Source organism: Salinimonas profundi (genome assembly GCF_014750655.1).
Lineage (GTDB): Bacteria > Pseudomonadota > Gammaproteobacteria > Enterobacterales > Alteromonadaceae > Alteromonas > Alteromonas profundi_A.
Window position 1 is genome coordinate 885127 of sequence record NZ_JABBXD010000001.1, and the last position, 17784, is coordinate 902910.

Below are 17784 nucleotides of genomic sequence, written 5' to 3' on the forward strand. Positions count from 1 at the left end.
TTATCTTTGTAAGACCGGAACTAGCCTGCGTCGTTGCTGAGTGTATTTTGCTTTTTCTGACGTGCTCTGTAGCGTTCCTGCCACAATTTTCTTGCCGCCTCACGGTGCTGTGCCGTAATGCCCTGACCTTCTGCCAGTGTCAGCGCTATCTTCTCAATGATCTCATCGCGCTTTTTGATAATGGCATCCGCTTTTGCAAACATACTGCTTGCTTCAGGATACTGTGCCTTTAAATCATCAATTGGTTTAAGCTGCTGATAGCGCTTTTCAAATGCTTCATTGAACAGGTCGCGCTTTGCATTGAAGATCACATACTCCCGGGCCTGGTCAGACTCAAGGTAAGCTAAATCTTTTTGGCTTAACCCGGCTTCTACACCCACCTCATGCCCCTTCTCCAACCACTCGCCAACAGCGTCAGTGTTACCATTGGCAACAGCCTGCTTAACACCGTTAGCCAAATCACTGGCGGTTAAAATATCCATCACCGTAATCACCGGTACAGGTTTATCGTGAGCAGACTCGTCAGACAACCAGACAAAATAGCCGACGATGCCTATCGCGACAATGACCAGAGCGATAATTGCTTTTTTCATAATACTACCTCTGAATGCGATAAAACCGCTTACTTTTAAAAAGCGGCTTACCCTAGCCTTTTCATTGTTATAAGTAAAGAAACGCAAAAAGGGCGGGTAACACTGTTACCCGCCCTTTTTATACTCTGTAAAGCCGTTATTCAGCTGGTGGCTTCGAGTTTTCAACCCGGCTTTTCAGCTTTTGACCCGGACGAAATGTCACCACGCGTCGCGCTTTTATCGGGATGTCCTCGCCAGTTTTCGGGTTTCTGCCCGGCCGCTCGTTTTTATCCCGCAAGTCAAAATTACCAAAACCGGACAACTTCACTTGTTCACCAGATTCAAGCGCTCCTTTGATTTCCTCGAAAAAAGCCTCCACTAAATCCTTAGCGTCTTTTTTATTGATACCCAGTTTTTCGAATAAGTGTTCAGCCATTTCGGCTTTGGTCAATGCCATAGTTTACTCTCTTAACGCTGCCCCGAACTCGGTCTCTAGCTCTTTTACCACGGTATCTACCGCTGCCTGAATCTCTGCTTCTTCCAGCGTCTTCTCCGGATTCTGCAAAATAAGGGACAAAGCCAGACTTTTCGATCCGGGCGCTATTCCCTTGCCTTTGTATACGTCGAACAAGTTTAGGCCAACTAGTTGATTTACGCCAATTTTTTCTACATGAGAAAGAATGGCACCCACAGAAATCTCATCTTTCACCGTTATTGCTATATCTCTACGGTTAGCAGGGTACTTTGAGATCGTTTTTGCTGCAGGTAATTGCCTGTTAGACAACATGTTAAGGTCAAGTTCGAATAAAAACGGCCGACCGTTTATACCGACCAGCTTGGCAAATTGAGGATGTAATGCGCCGATCCAGCCTATGGTTTCGTTACCCAGTAGAATTTTTGCTGTCATACCAGGATGCAGTGCTGAGTGCTCGGCGGCTTCAAACGTAATATCGCCTTGTTTGGCAGTAAGTGCCAGTAACCCTTCCACATCACCTTTTGCATCGAAAAAGTCAACAGCATCATCACTGCTTTGCCAGCTTTCTGCCTCGCGACGTCCTAACAACAGACCACCAATCACCGATTGCTGTGAGACACCGGCGGTTTCTCCTTCCTGAGGAATGAACCGTAACCCGGTCTCAAAAAGACGAATTCGGGATTGCTGACGCTTTTGGTTATACGCTGCGGCCTGTAGTAAGCCAGGCCACACACTCACCCGCATCACAGACATATCTGAGGCAATAGGATGCGGCAATACCATCCCTTTTACATCCGGGAAAAGTGCATCCTGTATCTTGGGATCCACAAAGGAATAGGTAATCGCTTCAGAATAACCGCGCGTCGTCAGCATAGATTTAAACACAGCCGGCGCAATCATGCTTTCCGATGCCGGCAGCATCGACAGGCTGGCGGTGGGCGCGACATCAGGAATATTGTTATAGCCGTAGACCCGCGCGACCTCTTCAATAAGATCTTCCTCGATGGCGATATCAAAACGATAGCTGGGCACTTCGGCCTGCCATTCGTTCTCCAGCTGCGTAACCTTAAGGCCAAGACGTGTCAGCATTTCGGTCACTGTAGCAGTATCAATACTGATGCCCAGTACGCGCTCAAGCCGAGACTGACGTAACACAACTGTGCGGTTAGCCGGCAAATGCGCCTCGCTTACCGCTTCTGCCACAGGACCTGCGTTACCACCACAAATAGCAATTATCAGCGCTGTCGCTCTTTCCATTGCATCACGCTGAAGTTGAGGATCGACACCCCGCTCATAGCGATGCGACGCATCGGTGTGCAAGCCATATTGGCGTGCCCGGCCGGTGATGGCGTCAGGCGCAAAGAATGCGCTTTCCAGCAGTATATTCTGGGTGTCCTTATTAACTCCAGAGTCCAGTCCACCAAAGATACCGGCCATGGCCAGCGCCTTTTTCTCATCGGCAATGACCAGCGTATCGGTATTTAGCGTTGGCGTAGTTTCATCCAGTAGCGTCAACGTTTCACCGTTAGTGGCAAGCCGTACGTGGATATCGCCTTCAATACTGTTTAAATCAAACGCGTGCAGTGGCTGACCCAGTTCCAGCAATACATAATTGGTCACATCTACGATTGGATCAATACTGCGTATGCCGCTGCGGCGCAGCTTTTCTGTCAGCCACAACGGTGATGGCGCAGATACATTCACGTCTTTGATTACCCGCCCCAGGTAGCGAGGGCACGCCTGTGGATCATCCAGGTGGATAGACAGTTTATCGTCAATACTGGCAGGAACAGGCTCGATAACCGGTGCAGTGACATCAAGATTATTCAGTACCCCTACCTCGCGGGCAATGCCACGCAAACCAAGACAATCTGCGCGATTGGGCGTTAAATCAACATCAAAGCTCTTATCTTCAAGGTTTAGATACTCGCGCAAATCCTGGCCAACCGGCGCATCCTCAGGTAGCTCAATGATACCATCGTGGTCATCGCTGATGCCCAGCTCCGAGAAGCTGCAAAGCATTCCAAAAGAGGGTTCGCCACGAAGTTTGGCTTTCTTGATTTTAAAGTTACCCGGTAATACTGCGCCAACTACCGCCACGGCAACCTTAATACCTTGCCGACAGTTTGGCGCACCGCATACGATATCGAGCAACTCATCGCCGTTAACATTAATTTTTGTGACGCGAAGTTTATCGGCGTCAGGATGCTGGCCGCACTCAACGACCTCACCGACCACCACACCAGAAAACTCACCGGCCACCTCAGCGACGTCGTCAACTTCCAAACCTGCCATGCTCAACTGTTCAGACAACGCGTGAGACGATAACTGTGGATTAACCCACTCTCTCAACCAATTTTCACTAAATTTCATAAACTACTCTGCCCTGCCTTAGTTGAACTGTTTAAGGAATCGAAGATCATTTTCAAAAAATGACCGCAGATCAGTTACGCCGTAGCGCAACATAGTCAGGCGCTCTACCCCCATTCCAAAGGCAAAACCGGTGTATTCTTCCGGATCAATATTGACCGCCTTCAGAACATTAGGATGCACCATCCCACAGCCCAGAACTTCCAGCCACTGACCATTTTTGCCCATTACATCAACTTCTGCTGACGGCTCAGTGAAGGGGAAGTAAGAAGGTCTGAAACGAATTTCCAGCGACTCTTCAAAAAAGTGATGGAGAAAGTCGTGCAAGATACCTTTTAACTCGGTGAAGCTAACATTTTTATCAACCATCAACCCTTCCACCTGATGGAACATTGGCGTGTGGGTCTGATCGTAATCGTTTCGGTATACGCGGCCCGGAGAAATAATCCGAAGCGGTGGCTTCTCAACTTCCATGGTGCGGATTTGCACACCGGATGTCTGCGTGCGAAGCATGATATCGGGATTAAAGTAAAAGGTATCATGGTCAGCACGGGCCGGGTGATTAGCCGGAATATTCAGCGCATCAAAGTTGTGAAAACTGTCTTCAATTTCCGGCCCGGTTTTCGTGGCAAAGCCCAGCTCTGAGAAAAATGATTCAATTCTGGCAATAGTCCGGCTAACCGGGTGAATATTACCAGGTTGCTCCACACGGCCCGGCAGCGTCACGTCAATGGCTTCTTCCGCCAATTTTTTGTTCATCTCTTCAGAACGTAGCGCGTCACCTTTTGCGGCAATTGCCTGTGCAATAACTTGCTTAGCCTGATTGATTTTCTGACCAGCAGCAGGACGCTCCTCGGCAGATAATTTGCCAAGGCTCTTCAACTGTTCGGTAAGTTTACCTTTTTTACCCATGAACTCGACCCTAACCTGATCGAGCGTTGCTGCGTCTTGGGCAGCGTCAATCTGACTTTGCGCCTGACTGATAATCGCTTCAAGTTCCATGATGTCCTCAATATGGCGATTGACGGGATGCTCTGTCTTAATACCAGAGTGCGTCTGAACTTCAAAACCTATAGTTTACACGAGTGACAAAACCTACCGCTACCCTAACGGGCTGATAAATCCGGCAATTATCAAAATAAATCAGGTTTGCGTGAAAGAATCGTCTTATCGGGTAAGATCAGCCGTGACGGTACAGGTAGTAAAAGGGCGATTTGCGAAGAGGAAGGTATTTACAGGTACTGAAACGAAAAACGGCGAGCATCCTGCTCGCCGTTTTCCGAAAGAACTTAAACTTAATTTAGTTAAAAAATTAAGCTAATGCGCCTTTAGCCGCTTCGACTAATGCGCTGAATGCTACCTTGTCATGTACAGCGATGTCGGCAAGGATCTTACGATCGATTTCGACAGACGCTTTTTTCAGACCGTTGATGAAACGGCTGTATGACATGCCATTTTGACGAGCCGCAGCATTAATACGTGCAATCCACAGTTGGCGGAATTGACGCTTACGCTGACGACGGTCACGATATGCATATTGACCAGCTTTAGTTACTGCCTGTACTGCTACGCGAAATACGCGTGAACGAGCACCGTAATAACCTTTAGCTTGCTTTAAAACTTTTTTGTGACGTGCACGTGCGATTGTGCCGCGTTTTACTCTAGCCATTATTCAGTCTCCTCGTCTTAAACGTAAGGCAGCATGCGCTGAACCAATTTGGTATCCGCGTCATGAACCAGTTTCTTGCCACGTAGATGGCGTTTACGCTTAGTACTCTTCTTGGTCAGAATGTGACGCAAGTGAGACTGCTTGCTTTTAAAGCGGCCAGAACCCGTTTTCTTGAAACGTTTGGCGGCACCGCTGTTTGATTTCATTTTAGGCATTGCTAAAACTCCGCATTGTTTACTATCAGCTACTTTGGTGTGCAGTCACCGTTTGGCCGGTTACATTATGCAGCAAGGTGTTTTGGGGTGCAGAATCCCAAAAACTTTAGACCATTACTGCTTCTTATTTGGGGCGAGCACCATGATCATCTGACGGCCTTCCACTCGACGTGGGAAAGACTCGCAGTTGGCAATCTCTTCCAGCTCGGTACGAATCCGATTCAGAAGTTCAATACCAATCTCTTGGTGAGCCATTTCACGTCCGCGGAAACGGATCGTGACCTTGGCTTTATCGCCACCTTCCAGAAAGCGACGCAGGTTGCGCAGTTTTACCTGGTAATCGCCTTCATCAGTGCCAGGGCGGAATTTAACCTCCTTGACCTGAATTTGCTTTTGCTTTTTCTTTTGCTCTTTCTGAGCTTTACTTTTTTCAAAGAGGAACTTGCCATAGTCCATAACTTTACAGACTGGCGGCTCGGCATTTGGACTAATCTCTACTAGATCCAGGCTTGCTTCTTCAGCAGATTGCACGGCTTCACTTAACGTCACCACGCCGACCTGTTCACCATCTTTGCCGATAAGTCTTACTTCTCTGGCTTTGATTTCATCGTTTATGCGGGCTTTTGCGCCCTGAGCCTGTTTGTTAGCGCCTTTAATGTGCTATTCCTCCAAAAATTAATTCTTTATGCCTGCCGGTGTCGTCACGACCTGACAGGCAACATTTCAAACCTTAACAACGATTACTTAATCGTCTTTTCTCCGATTTCCTTTCCGGCAAGCTCAACAAATGCGTGTAGGCTCATTGTGCCTAAATCTTCACCGCGTCTGGAGCGAACCGCTACTTCGCCAGCTTCAACTTCTTTATCACCAACGACCAGCATATATGGAATACGTTTTAAGGTGTGCTCCCGGATTTTAAAGCCTATCTTCTCATTTCTCAAGTCTGACTTTGCTCTAAACCCAAATTCCTGCAATTTTTTGACAGTTTCAGTCACATAATCGGCCTGACTGTCAGTAATATTCATGACCACCATTTGTTGTGGTGCAAGCCACAGCGGGAAAAATCCGGCATATTCTTCGGTCAAAATACCGATGAAGCGCTCAAGTGACCCCAGAATCGCACGGTGAATCATTACCGGGACCTTTCGCTCACCATCTTCAGCGACATACGTCGAACCCAGGCGACCCGGCATGGAGAAATCTAGCTGGACCGTACCACACTGCCATGCCCGATCCAGACAATCATGCAGAGTAAACTCTATTTTAGGCCCATAAAACGCACCTTCACCGGGCTGATAAGCAAATTCGATATCGTTTGCTTTCAACGCTTCAGCCAGTGCAGCTTCCGATTTATCCCAGATTTCATCTGAGCCTACTCGCTTTTCCGGACGGGTAGACAACTTCACAGCAATCTTTTCAAACCCGAATGCGGCGTAAGTCTCATAGACCATCTTAATACAGCCGCTAACCTCTTCAAGGATCTGTTCTTCAGTACAGAAGATATGCGCATCGTCCTGTGTAAAGCCACGCACGCGCATCAAACCATGCAAAGCACCAGAGGGTTCGTTACGGTGGCAACAGCCAAACTCGGCCATACGTAACGGCAGATCGCGGTATGATTTCAGGCCCTGATTGAAAATCTGCACATGGCCCGGACAGTTCATGGGTTTAATCGCATACTCGCGCTTCTCAGATTCGGTGGTAAACATGTTTTCTGCATATTTATCCCAGTGACCTGATTTTTCCCACAGGCTGCGGTCCATCATTAACGGCCCTTTTACCTCACCGTAATCATACTGACGAAGCTTCTGGCGCACGAACGTCTCAAGCTCGGTATAAATAGACCAGCCATCGTTGTGCCAGAAAACCATTCCCGGTGCTTCTTCCTGCCAGTGGAACAGATCCAGCGTTTTACCGATTTTACGGTGGTCGCGCTTTTCCGCCTCTTCCAGGCGCTGCAAGTAAGCTTTAAGTTGCTTTTTATCTGCCCAGGCCGTGCCGTAGATACGCTGAAGCATCTTGTTGTCGCTGTCGCCGCGCCAGTAAGCACCGGCAACTTTCATCAGCTTAAAATGATGACAGAATTTCATTGAAGGCACATGAGGGCCGCGGCACATGTCTACATATTCTTCGTGATGATAAAGCCCCGGCCGGTCATCTTTGCTGATGTTCTGGTCAAGGATTTCCATCTTGTAGGGTTCACCACGCTGCTCGAAGGTATCGCGCGCTTCCTGCCAGCTAACTTTCTTTTTAACCACATCATAGTTGGTTTTGGCCAGCTCAAGCATACGCTTTTCAAGCTTTTGCAAATCTTCCTGACTGAGTGAATGCTCCATATCCACATCGTAATAGAAACCATTGTCTATTACCGGTCCGATCGCCATTTTAGCATCTGGCCATAATTGTTTGATTGCATGACCAATAAGGTGCGCACAGCTGTGACGGATGATTTCCAGACCATCATCATCTTTTGCAGTAATAATTTGCAGTTGCGCATCGTTTTCGATGATATCAACAGCATCGACAAGTTCGCCGTTCACTTTTCCGGCTATCGTAGCTTTAGCAAGCCCCGGACCGATGTCAGCAGCGACATCCATAACTGAAACGGGGTTTTCGAAAGCACGCTGGCTTCCATCAGGAAGGGTAATTACAGGCATTCTATTTCCTTTACAGTGGTGACACCTACTCTGTGCCACTTGTGTATTTGTTGATGTGTTTCGTTGGCTGTGACCAACAGCGGTCGCGACATGCTCTGATGCCAAAACGCTGGAAATTATAACGGCTTACCTGCGCCATGCAATGACTAAAACCATCATTATGCACACAGAGTGGTAAAAGGCGGCAATAATCCGCGTGTCGATCAAAAAAATAGTCGAAAGCGTAGATAGTCTGATGTATCAGCTATAATTAGGAAACTGCTTGCACCATGCATGAACCATCTCAGGCGACCTCCATGTGGCATTTCATCAGCGACCATATCAGTGAAGTGACCGACCAGACCTTTATCTGTCAGCGGGCATCGGCAGTTTCTGGTGGTGACACGCACTCTTCGTATATCATTCAAAGTGATTCGCGCAGATATTTCGTCAAGCTACGTGAGGCGCACGGCCCGGACCAGTTAACCCATGAAGCGCAGGGTTTAGCAGCTATTGCGTCCACTAACACCATAAGCAATCCGGGCGTTGTATGCCATGGTGTTGCTAAAAATGATCACACATCCTACGAATACCTGGTTTTACAGCATCTGCATTTTACTCAACCTGACGATGACGGTTGGGCAGTATTCGCCCACAAGCTTGCCGCACTGCATCAAAGCAAACAGTCGGCACCGTTTGGCTGGCCGCAGGATAATTACATCGGCTTAACGCGCCAGATAAATCATCAAAGTGATTGCTGGGCAACATTCTTTGCCCATTACCGAATCGGTGTCATGCTCGAAAATCTGGCCCACAAAGGAGAAAAGTTAACACCCATCGATGCTTTTGTAGAGCTTACAGAGCAGTATCTGCAGAATCATCACCCTACCCCTTCACTGGTTCATGGCGACTTATGGTCTGGCAACATCGGTTTTACGTGCAAAGGCCCCGTGATTTTTGATCCCGCGGTGTACATTGGTGATCGGGAAACGGATATCGCCATGACTTGCATGTTCGGCCGCTTGCCTGAGGAGTTTTATCAGCATTACGATACCTGCTATTCGCTCAGTAACGGCTATCAGCAGCGACAATCACTCTATCAGTTATATCACCTGCTTAACCATGCGTTATTGTTTGGTGGGCACTACCTGAGCGCAGCAAAATCTGCCATCATTGATTTGCAAAATCAATAACCTGTCTCGCGGAGCGAATATGACAACATCAGTAGCACTGGTGACCGGCGGTGCTAAGCGCATTGGCGCCCACCTGGTCAAAACCCTGCATCAGCACGGTTGGCGCGTGATTATTCACTACCACCAATCTGATGACACGGCAAAAACGCTTTGTCAGGCTTTAAATGAAGTCAGACCCGATTCAGCAGCCACCGTGCAGGGCGATTTATGTAACCTGACAGAAATCAGTCATATCGCCGCCCAGGCACGCCATGCGTTTGGTCAGATTGACTTGCTGGTCAATAATGCTTCTTCATTTTATCCAACCCCTGTTGGCCAGATTGATAAAACAAACTGGGACGCATTGATGGGCAGTAACGTACAGGGGCCGGTATTTTTAATCCAGGCGTTAAGCGACGAACTGCAACAGCAAAATGGCAGTGTCATCAATCTGATTGATATGCATATCGACCGTCCACTTCCCAGACATACAGTATATTGCGCAGCAAAGTCTGCACTGGCCAGTGTCACACGTTCGCTGGCCGGCGAGCTGGCTCCGTCGGTCAGGGTGAACGGGATTGCTCCCGGCGCAATTTTATGGCCTGAACGTGAACTCTCGGACGCAGAAAAACAGGCTTTACTGGCCAGTATTCCGTTAAAAGAGCTCGGTAATCCGGCGGATATCGCACACGCCATGTTATATCTGGTTGATGCCAGCTATGTAACCGGACAGATTTTGTATGTTGATGGCGGAAGGAGTATCGCGTCCAATGCCAGTGCGTAACATCGCCCGGCAGGCAGTATTGGTGTTGCTGATATTACTGCTGTGCGGTTGTACCAACGCGGATATCCACGACGATTTGCAGGAATATCAGGACCGAATTACTCATGTACTTGATATCTCCCTGCCTGAACCGGCACCGCCTGCAGCGTTAGAATACCCCGACGCGCAAGCGATGTTCAGCGCTGTGGAATCCTTTAATGTAAATCTGCGTGAGTTCTACAGATTACAGGAATGTGAGCTGGGTACACTGGTAGCGCAAAGGAATACCGCGCTGGGAAAAACGGCTCATCCTTCACAACGGTATGTCTATGAAGTCACTCTGCTTGAACAATTACAGCAATGCAGTGACAGTATTGACGACCCGGCACTGAAAGAAAAACTGCTGACCTGGCGGCAAGCTAAACAATCACAGCGACCGGCTTTCTGGGCAAACCTGGTACAAACCAGTCAGGAAACCCGGGCTGCATTTGGTCGCAGTACCACGTTACTTGCCACCGGGGCTAACAGCGATGCAGGCGCTGCGATTTCAGCGCTGTCTTTTTTGAATAAAATTGAGTCAGACCCGGCGGTCAGTTTGTCGGCACTGGAGCGTGAGCTCAAAGTGCTCGACGCATCCCGTTTGCCGGCCAGGGTATGGCGTACCCAGCGCTACATAGCCACGTATCTGAACCATATGAGCAAGGCGCTGACTACCCACCTGCCCGAACTGGCGTGCCCGGCAGGCAAGCCTTCTGAGCAGGTTAAAATCTTACGCAATGTGTTTTATCTGTTTTTTATTGAAAAAATACAGCCTGTCGGCAGCAAGCTCAATCAGTATCATTACCAGATGATGCCGGTGTGGGAACAATGGATAGACAATCCCGCCCTATCTGACCCCTTCAAAACCTATTTGGAAAAACAAACTAGAGAGGAGTTTGCGCGTTATCAGCAGGCCATCCGCGAGCATGTCACGTTGTGGCAAACGCTTTTTTCACGCTGTAATTTGTCACCAACCGCCCCTGGCCAACCTTAAAGAATATTTTCGCCACCTTCGGGATCTCTTGCCTTTGCCGCCTGACGACGAATTTCCTGCGTTTCGCTGCTGACATCATCGTGGTGGGCGGACTCGGCGCCAGACGTGCTCGCTCTGCTCTCTTCAGGTTTACGTTCGGCTGTGGTCCGGGCGGCTTGAGAAGCATCATTGTGCCCGGCATCCATGATAACGGGCACGCCCTGTGGGAAAATAATTTCACGGGCATCATCAGGCATACTGATCCCAGCGTTATCGAATGTTTCGACGACCTGGCGCATCAATACCGACGCCATTTTCAATACACTGGTTCGCTCAACGTTGATCCAGAAATACACCTTCAGATTAAGCGTCGCTGAACCCAACGCGTCAATGAGAATTTGCGGTTCTGGCTCATCAAGCACGTTTTCCTGACGCGTCATCACGTCCATGGCCAGCTGCTGAGCCATTTTAGCGTCGCAGTCATAACCGATGCCAATAATAAAATGACCACGCATGTTCGGATTAGCAGTGAGATTTTTAATGACGCCTTTGTATACTGTGGCATTGGGGATTTGAATATGATTGCCATCAAAGTCAACCATAGTCGTAGCTCTGGCGGTAACCTTTTGCACAACGCCCAGATAACTGTCAATTTCTACCACATCACCGATGCGAAACGGGCGTTGCACAGTGAGCAACAGACTAGAAATAAAGTTTTCAGCAATGTCGCGAAATGCAAACCCAAGGATGATTCCCAACACGCCGGTACCGCTGATGATCGCTACTGCAAATTCTGTCAGACCAGCCAGTTTTAAAAACAGATAGGCACCAAGCAAAATGATCAGAATACTGACCGAGCGACGAGATACCGAGCGTATCAGCGGACTTTTGGTCACATAATCGAACGGTCGCAGAATAAGCGATGCCACTGGCCCGGCAAGGAAAAACAAGACCAATAATATGACAAGGCCCAAACCAATTGCAGGCAGCCGTGCCAGGGTTTGCTCCCACAACTGCATTAACGGAGAGATAACCTCTTCAGGTGCAGTGCCCTGCAGTAATCCGGGTAGAAATATTGTCGCCACATACGTTCCTGTTCGCCATCAATAAAACACATACGCAACGGCTCACTATTGGGCTCAGATTCAGGGAGCGGGAGCGCTCATCAGCCAGGCACCAAGCCCGACTGTAAAAATAAAGCAGCCCCATATGGCATGCTCCACAATAACCACTGGCGTGGATCGGGTTTGTATATACCGATAACCAAATAACCCGCCGCCACACCAGGCCAGAATAACGGCAACCCAGTTCCCGTAGACAAGATGGGCCAGCCCGAATAAGAATGTACTTACCGCCCACCGTCCCAGCTTCGAGGGCATGATAGGTTTGTATCGGTGAAAGAAAAATGTTCTGAAAATAATCTCCTGAGGAATAACCGATATGACCGGATAAATCAGTAAGGTGGTCAGCCACAGGCCGGTTTCATGCATCGGCCAGCTTAAAAATAAATCCGGCCGGATAAGGCATACAGCAGCCATCATCAGACAAGCCCAGGGTATAAAAAGCCTGAGTGTGGTTTTAAAATGCTGCAGGAAATCTGTGGTGTGCCAGAGTCTGACTCGTTTAAACTGCTTATCTGCCAGCAGCACCGCCAGACATACAATACCCGCCAGACCCAGCAGCGGCATAAGCCAGGTATTCAGATCGTTAACAAAAAAGAAGATAGCGACAGGCAATGCTACGAAGATAACAACCAACTCAGCCCATAAGCGCGTCACGACAGCATCCTTCTCACTAATATGTGACAAATTTTATACCTACAGTGCCCGGGCAGGACCGACACCGCGCCGCAAAATGACGATATGCTACTGGTCATGTAAATGCGTATTTAAAAACGCAACAATCCGCTGCTGCAAAATCACCGCGGTGCCGGTGCGCTGTAAGCCGTGTCCTTCACCTTTGAAAATTGCATAATCAACCGGCACACCGTGTTCTTCAAGCGTAGCAACAAATTCGTCCGTCTGCTGCATTGTTACAAACCTGTCAATCTCACCTTGTGCAATAAACACCGGCACACCAATTTTCTGCGCGTTAAGGGCAGGAGAAATGGCATACAGTCGTGATGCATGTTGTTCAAAATCGCCAAATTCCCTTTGCAGATATATACGATATTCCGGTAACCATGGCGGCACGGACTGCAGAAATTTAAGCCAGTTGGTAATGCCGAAACAATTGATGGCCACCTTGAACACACCAGACTGCATTACTGCAGATAAAGCCAGAAAGCCGCCGTATTTATCTCCCATCACCGCGATTTTGTCAGCATTTATCCACGCCTGTCTGCCCAGATACTCTGCCGCCTGAATCAGGTCGCGAGTGTCATCCTGACCCTGCCTGCCATCATTTAGCTGACGAAATCCTTCGCCAAAGCCTGCCGAACCGCGATAGTTCACGGCCAGCACTGCATAACCACTGGCAACCAGATGTTGAATTTTGGGGTGGTACGTGGCCGAATAAAATGAGTCGAAACCAGAATGGGCGTAAATAACCGCTGCAGAAGGTGCGCTCACATTGGCGTTGGCGGGGCGATATAACTGCGCCGGTATCTGATGACCATCAAAGCCTGATAGCCATACCTTTTCAGCAGCCACTGTATCTACAGGAGGCGCGGTTTTTTCAGCCAGATATTCCACGCCCTTCGATGAAACCCGGACAGGACTGGTAATCAACTTATCGTCAGCCTGCATCATGACGACATCGGGCATCGTTTTTGAATTGCTTGAGAGCGTCGCGGGCATAAAGTGCAGCGACCAGCTATTGCGTGACGCCGGCGAAACGTAGACTTCTTCTTTATTCGGATTGAACACCGTGATACTTCGCCGTCCGCTGCTGACATACTCAATGCCAATATGCTGACTTTCCGATTCGCTTACCGCTGTTACATCGCCAGGCACATGTGGTAATGACTGCACTGCGTCATTACGCATCGTCCATGCGTATGCCTGACGCCCTGAAGATGATTGCGCGGTGAAAAACAGCGCCTGGCCTTCTGCGCTAAAGTTTAACGGTGACAGCGGCCCCGTCAGCGCATTTTCTTTACTATCAGGTGTCAGCCAGTGATAAACAGGCTCCGGATAACTGACATCAGCGACATAAATACGATCGTTATTATCGGCCGACATGTGTAGTCCCGCCACATAGCGGCCGCTGGTGCTTACTGCGCTGACAGGAAGATCATGACGGTTAGCAAACACAGAGGTTGCCGCGAAATTATCGGTACGATAGCGAATGACCTTTTGTGAATCGCTGCCAGCATATCGCACTGCCACAAACAGATAATGCCGGGACTCACCCCACCCCACAAATTTTGCCTGCACGTCAGTACCCGGCGTTAAATCGATAAATTTACCATTATCATTCACCACAATATGCTGGCCACCATCAGCTACCGGCTGAGAAAACAACACACGCGTACGGCCTTGTCTGTCAGGTAAAAAGCCAATGGCCCGTCGCGCCACGCCGTCTTCCCCGGTGTGGCGGGTAAGCGTTTTATCATTATATGAGTAGGAGAAAACCGCTGCTGGCTGATCACCTGATGACCGGGTAAACAACACGCTGTTGTGTTCAGGATGAACACTCAGATCTGAGCGTTTACTGTAACGAAAAAAGTCCTCTGCATGTGCGTTGCGTGCTCCCTCCCCTGAAGATGACTGACACGCAGAGAGCATCGAAGTGAGTGAGATAACCAACCATAAAAAAATAAAGGAACGTTTCATCGCACAAAGAATCTGATTACCAGTGACGTTAGTTACTCGCCAGGCGTGGGAGTGGATTTACAAAGTAAGAACTTTAACGATTAATCCTCATACTATCGGGGGACGTATAAGTAAGCTCACTGATATTGACTATTTTTTGTACTCGTTCAATATGTAAAGTTATTATTTTCACGCATACGCACATAATTACAGCGATAAGGGTAAAGTTAATGGATGCAGCGCCATTAGTGACCATGGAAGCGGCTACCGAAGTATTATCATTCTGGTTTGATGAAATTGAGCCTGAGCAATGGTTCGCCCCCGACGAAGGGCTGGACAACATTATCCGTTCCCGTTTCGGTGCCCTTCACCAGGCTGCCGCCCGCGGGGAAATGTGGCCATGGCGGGCAACGCCCCACGGACGTCTTGCTGAAATTATTGTGCTGGACCAGTTTTCCAGAAATATTTATCGTAACCAACCGGCTGCGTTTCATTGCGATATCGCAGCCCTGGTGTTAGCCCAGGAAGCGGTAGCAGCCGGAGCGGACCGTGCTCTTACTGCGCAGGAAGTCACCTTCCTTTACATGCCGTTTATGCACAGTGAATCGCTTGAGGTTCACGATGTTGCGATGGAGTTGTTTGATGTAGACGGTCTGGAACAGCAAATGGATTATGAAATAAAGCACCGTGATATCTTATTGAAATTCGGGCGCTACCCACATAGAAATCAGGTTCTGGGACGCACTTCCACTGACGAAGAAAAAGCATTTTTGACGAATCCTTCTCTTGCCCTGTGAGTTAACACGTCCCGTTGTCTACTGCTGCCCGGCTTTTCGCTGCAACAAAACAGGGCCTGAGCCCACTTTTCCAAGCTTGTCCTGACTGTTATACAGGGGGCAATTTTTCATCGACAGACACCCGCACCCGATACAACCTGTCAAAGAGTCACTTAGCGCCTGCAGACGCTTAATTCTTTCATTCAGCCGGATCTGCCAGCCTGTTGCCATCGACTGCCACTGTGCCTGTGTTGGTGCAGTGTAACTGGGCAGCGAGGCGAACGCGTGCTGGATCTCATCCAGTGATACACCAAGTTGCTGGGCAGCCTTAATCAGCGAGACACGTCGCATTGTGTCTCTGCCGAAACGACGCTGATTACCCGCATTGCGACTACTAAAAATAAGTCCTTTGGTTTCATAAAAGTGTAGCGTTGATACCTTGACACCGCAGCGACTGGCCACTTGTCCTACCGATAATTCCGCCATAAAAAAAAGCCTTTACCTCAAGTTTACTTGAGGTTTTAGCATGTTCCGTGTCTTGTGTAAAACACTCATGAAGGAGCAACCTATGGATGCGGTAACGTACAGAAATTCGAAAACTCAGAACCCAAAATCACAGCGCAAATCTTTTATTTCAACTCGTTGGCAGGCATTTGTGAAACAATGGCAGGCGCTGATGAACGGCACCATGGCAATGAAATAAAAACAGCCTTTCACAGCTATTGTAGCGGTGGTACCTCGAGCCTCAGGCAACGTGACGACACCATCATGCAGACCGGAACCATCTGCTAAGTCGCGAAAACTGGTAACAGTCGACGCAGCACGTTGTTGCACAAACGTGCTGCGATGTATCACCAACATCAGACTAAAATATCAGCGATAAACCTGCTGCCAGTAAAAATGCAATACTGCCAAGGAGGGTTTCCATGACCGTCCAGGTTTTCAGAGTGGTTTTTTCATCCATTCCCAGCAACCTTGAAACCAGCCAGAAGCCAGAGTCGTTAAAGTGTGACAGCACCGTGGCACCACCAGCAATGGCAATAACAATAAAGCACAGATCGAGCTCTGATAAACCACTGGTGGCGCTGACCACCGGAGCCATCAGTGATGCTGTTGTCGTAAGCGCCACAGTGGCCGATCCCTGCGCCACCCGCAAACAGGTTGAAATAACAAACGCAGCTACAATAACCGGCATGCCTGATGCCGAGAGCAAGTTTGCCAGTGCATCACCTATCCCGCTGCTACGCAGTACACCACCAAACATGCCACCGGCACCGGTCACCAGAATTACCGCACAGATGGGCGCCAGCGAATCGGTACACAGCTTTTCCATTTTGACTTTGCCAAACCGACGCGTAAACAGCGCCAGGCACAATAGCAATGTAAGGAGTAACGCTACCGGTGTATTGCCTAACATGCGAAGCGTGTCCACCCAGGCCAGGTCATCACCGATATAGCCCGCTACCTGTAAGCTGTTAAGACCGGTATCTAAAAAAATTAAACACACGGGTACCAGTAAAACGGTCATGACCATGGCAAACGAAGGGGGGTTATCGATTACCTCATCATCCGTTGACTGGTAAAGTGCAGGAACCGGCAATATAAATTTATTGCCGGCGTAGCGACTATATAAATACGCGCCGACATACCAGGTTATGACCGCCAGCGGTAAACCCACAACCAGCAGCAAACCAATATCGGCACCCAATAAATCTGACGCAGCAACAGGACCAGGATGCGGAGGAACAAATGCGTGCATCACGGCAAAGGCGCCAGCCACCGGAAGTGCAAAATGCAGTACTGAACCCTTTACCCTGCGCGCGACGCTAAGCAATATCGGCATTAATACAATCAGGCCGGCATCAAAGAAAATGGGAAAGCCGAACATCAACGATGCGACACCCAGCGCAAATGGTGCACGCGCTTCACCGAAGCGATTTATCAACGTGTCGGCCAAAACCCTGGCGCCGCCCGTCTCCTCCAGAATTTTTCCAATCATACTGCCCAAACCAACCAGCAGCGCCACCGCCGCAAGCGTAGAGCCAAAGCCGGACATCATGACCGGCACCACTTTGTCCGTAGCAACGCCGGCAACCAGAGCGGTAAGCAGACTCACCAGAGTCAGGGCTGCAAAGGCATGCACTTTAAACCGGATAATAAGCAGCATTAACACTACAATAGCGCCGGCGCCTGTTGCCAGTAAAAATGCAGGGTCAGCGGCGTAGGTCACAGCATCCATAAAATGTCCTGTTTTTTAGTTATTCACAAACATTGTCGTTACCGGTAACATGTTACCGATAACATTTGTCACGTAAACATATTTTTAACAGCCTACCCTAAATTTACGGGAATAGGCGGAAAGGGACAGC

18 protein-coding genes are annotated in these 17784 nt (G+C 49.0%); 5 read left to right on the forward strand and 13 right to left on the reverse strand.

The window, feature by feature from the left end:
• Positions 1-20: 20 nt before the first annotated feature.
• The 8 genes from HHX48_RS03870 to thrS all read right to left on the reverse strand — a co-directional run bounded on the left by HHX48_RS03870 (position 21) and on the right by thrS (position 7958).
• Entirely contained in the window at positions 21-593 is a 573-nt protein-coding gene (locus tag HHX48_RS03870) for a hypothetical protein (RefSeq protein ID WP_191022361.1), read from the reverse strand.
• Positions 594-729: 136 nt separating this feature from the next.
• Entirely contained in the window at positions 730-1029 is a 300-nt protein-coding gene (ihfA, locus tag HHX48_RS03875; RefSeq protein ID WP_139756592.1) for an integration host factor subunit alpha, read from the reverse strand.
• 3 nt (positions 1030-1032) lie between these two features.
• Positions 1033-3420 (reverse strand): phenylalanine--tRNA ligase subunit beta, encoded by a 2388-nt coding sequence (gene pheT, locus HHX48_RS03880; protein ID WP_191022363.1) that lies wholly within the window; start codon positions 3418-3420, stop codon positions 1033-1035.
• Between the two features lie 18 nt (positions 3421-3438).
• The gene (gene pheS / locus HHX48_RS03885) at positions 3439-4419 is read right to left on the reverse strand and encodes a phenylalanine--tRNA ligase subunit alpha (protein WP_191022364.1); all 981 of its coding nucleotides are present in this window, start codon (positions 4417-4419) and stop codon (positions 3439-3441) included.
• A 310-nt stretch (positions 4420-4729) separates the two neighbouring features.
• Positions 4730-5086, reverse strand: a complete 357-nt coding sequence (rplT, locus tag HHX48_RS03890) for a 50S ribosomal protein L20 (protein WP_139756595.1) — start codon at positions 5084-5086, stop codon at positions 4730-4732.
• 17 nt (positions 5087-5103) lie between these two features.
• Positions 5104-5301, reverse strand: a complete 198-nt coding sequence (gene rpmI / locus HHX48_RS03895) for a 50S ribosomal protein L35 (RefSeq protein WP_018981376.1) — start codon at positions 5299-5301, stop codon at positions 5104-5106.
• A gap of 114 nt (positions 5302-5415) precedes the next feature.
• Positions 5416-5958: a translation initiation factor IF-3 gene (gene infC, locus HHX48_RS03900; RefSeq protein ID WP_191022616.1), complete on the reverse strand. Its 543-nt coding sequence runs from the start codon at positions 5956-5958 to the stop codon at positions 5416-5418.
• A gap of 83 nt (positions 5959-6041) precedes the next feature.
• Entirely contained in the window at positions 6042-7958 is a 1917-nt protein-coding gene (thrS, locus tag HHX48_RS03905; RefSeq protein WP_191022366.1) for a threonine--tRNA ligase, read from the reverse strand.
• A 269-nt stretch (positions 7959-8227) separates the two neighbouring features.
• On the opposite strand from thrS, the gene HHX48_RS03910 reads away from it, so the two are divergent.
• From HHX48_RS03910 to HHX48_RS03920, 3 genes are read left to right on the forward strand one after another with little or no spacing between them, the layout of a single operon-like run.
• Entirely contained in the window at positions 8228-9130 is a 903-nt protein-coding gene (locus tag HHX48_RS03910; protein WP_223857985.1) for a fructosamine kinase family protein, read from the forward strand.
• Between the two features lie 19 nt (positions 9131-9149).
• Entirely contained in the window at positions 9150-9893 is a 744-nt protein-coding gene (locus HHX48_RS03915) for a pteridine reductase (RefSeq protein WP_191022368.1), read from the forward strand.
• Positions 9880-10905, forward strand: a complete 1026-nt coding sequence (locus HHX48_RS03920) for a DUF3080 family protein (protein ID WP_191022370.1) — start codon at positions 9880-9882, stop codon at positions 10903-10905. Before HHX48_RS03915 ends, HHX48_RS03920 begins: the two co-directional genes overlap by 14 nt.
• On the opposite strand, the gene HHX48_RS03925 is transcribed toward HHX48_RS03920, so the two are convergent.
• The 3 genes from HHX48_RS03925 to HHX48_RS03935 all read right to left on the reverse strand — a co-directional run bounded on the left by HHX48_RS03925 (position 10902) and on the right by HHX48_RS03935 (position 14660).
• A complete protein-coding gene (locus HHX48_RS03925) occupies positions 10902-11969 on the reverse strand; it encodes a mechanosensitive ion channel family protein (RefSeq protein ID WP_317983470.1) in 1068 nt (355 codons plus the stop codon). The genes HHX48_RS03920 and HHX48_RS03925 overlap by 4 nt on opposite strands.
• Before the next feature lie 60 nt (positions 11970-12029).
• Entirely contained in the window at positions 12030-12662 is a 633-nt protein-coding gene (locus tag HHX48_RS03930; RefSeq protein WP_191022371.1) for a CPBP family intramembrane glutamic endopeptidase, read from the reverse strand.
• Positions 12663-12749: 87 nt separating this feature from the next.
• The gene (locus HHX48_RS03935) at positions 12750-14660 is read right to left on the reverse strand and encodes an alpha/beta hydrolase family protein (protein ID WP_191022373.1); all 1911 of its coding nucleotides are present in this window, start codon (positions 14658-14660) and stop codon (positions 12750-12752) included.
• Between the two features lie 209 nt (positions 14661-14869).
• Between HHX48_RS03935 and HHX48_RS03940 the strand changes: the two genes are divergently transcribed.
• On the forward strand, positions 14870-15436 hold the full coding sequence (locus HHX48_RS03940; protein ID WP_191022374.1) for a DUF924 family protein: 567 nt from the start codon (positions 14870-14872) through the stop codon (positions 15434-15436).
• Positions 15437-15454: 18 nt separating this feature from the next.
• Here the strand turns inward: HHX48_RS03940 and soxR are convergent, their stop codons facing one another.
• The gene (gene soxR / locus HHX48_RS03945) at positions 15455-15901 is read right to left on the reverse strand and encodes a redox-sensitive transcriptional activator SoxR (RefSeq protein ID WP_191022376.1); all 447 of its coding nucleotides are present in this window, start codon (positions 15899-15901) and stop codon (positions 15455-15457) included.
• An 82-nt stretch (positions 15902-15983) separates the two neighbouring features.
• Here soxR and HHX48_RS18910 point away from each other — a divergent pair, with 82 nt between their 5' ends.
• A complete protein-coding gene (locus tag HHX48_RS18910) occupies positions 15984-16118 on the forward strand; it encodes a hypothetical protein (RefSeq protein ID WP_263406908.1) in 135 nt (44 codons plus the stop codon).
• Positions 16119-16280: 162 nt separating this feature from the next.
• On the opposite strand, the gene HHX48_RS03950 is transcribed toward HHX48_RS18910, so the two are convergent.
• Positions 16281-17654: a GntP family permease gene (locus tag HHX48_RS03950; RefSeq protein WP_191022378.1), complete on the reverse strand. Its 1374-nt coding sequence runs from the start codon at positions 17652-17654 to the stop codon at positions 16281-16283.
• Positions 17655-17784 lie beyond the last annotated feature (130 nt).

Coding starts and splice junctions, on each gene's coding strand:
- HHX48_RS18910 (WP_263406908.1), top strand. CDS start 15,984: ATGGATGCGGTAACGTACAGAAATTCGAAAACTCAGAACCCAAAATCA.
- HHX48_RS03940 (WP_191022374.1), top strand. CDS start 14,870: ATGGATGCAGCGCCATTAGTGACCATGGAAGCGGCTACCGAAGTATTA.
- pheS (WP_191022364.1), bottom strand. CDS start 4,419: ATGGAACTTGAAGCGATTATCAGTCAGGCGCAAAGTCAGATTGACGCT.
- HHX48_RS03870 (WP_191022361.1), bottom strand. CDS start 593: ATGAAAAAAGCAATTATCGCTCTGGTCATTGTCGCGATAGGCATCGTC.
- ihfA (WP_139756592.1), bottom strand. CDS start 1,029: ATGGCATTGACCAAAGCCGAAATGGCTGAACACTTATTCGAAAAACTG.
- HHX48_RS03920 (WP_191022370.1), top strand. CDS start 9,880: ATGCCAGTGCGTAACATCGCCCGGCAGGCAGTATTGGTGTTGCTGATA.
- rplT (WP_139756595.1), bottom strand. CDS start 5,086: ATGGCTAGAGTAAAACGCGGCACAATCGCACGTGCACGTCACAAAAAA.
- HHX48_RS03935 (WP_191022373.1), bottom strand. CDS start 14,660: ATGAAACGTTCCTTTATTTTTTTATGGTTGGTTATCTCACTCACTTCG.
- HHX48_RS03910 (WP_223857985.1), top strand. CDS start 8,228: ATGCATGAACCATCTCAGGCGACCTCCATGTGGCATTTCATCAGCGAC.
- HHX48_RS03915 (WP_191022368.1), top strand. CDS start 9,150: ATGACAACATCAGTAGCACTGGTGACCGGCGGTGCTAAGCGCATTGGC.
- HHX48_RS03950 (WP_191022378.1), bottom strand. CDS start 17,654: ATGGATGCTGTGACCTACGCCGCTGACCCTGCATTTTTACTGGCAACA.
- rpmI (WP_018981376.1), bottom strand. CDS start 5,301: ATGCCTAAAATGAAATCAAACAGCGGTGCCGCCAAACGTTTCAAGAAA.
- pheT (WP_191022363.1), bottom strand. CDS start 3,420: ATGAAATTTAGTGAAAATTGGTTGAGAGAGTGGGTTAATCCACAGTTA.
- thrS (WP_191022366.1), bottom strand. CDS start 7,958: ATGCCTGTAATTACCCTTCCTGATGGAAGCCAGCGTGCTTTCGAAAAC.
- soxR (WP_191022376.1), bottom strand. CDS start 15,901: ATGGCGGAATTATCGGTAGGACAAGTGGCCAGTCGCTGCGGTGTCAAG.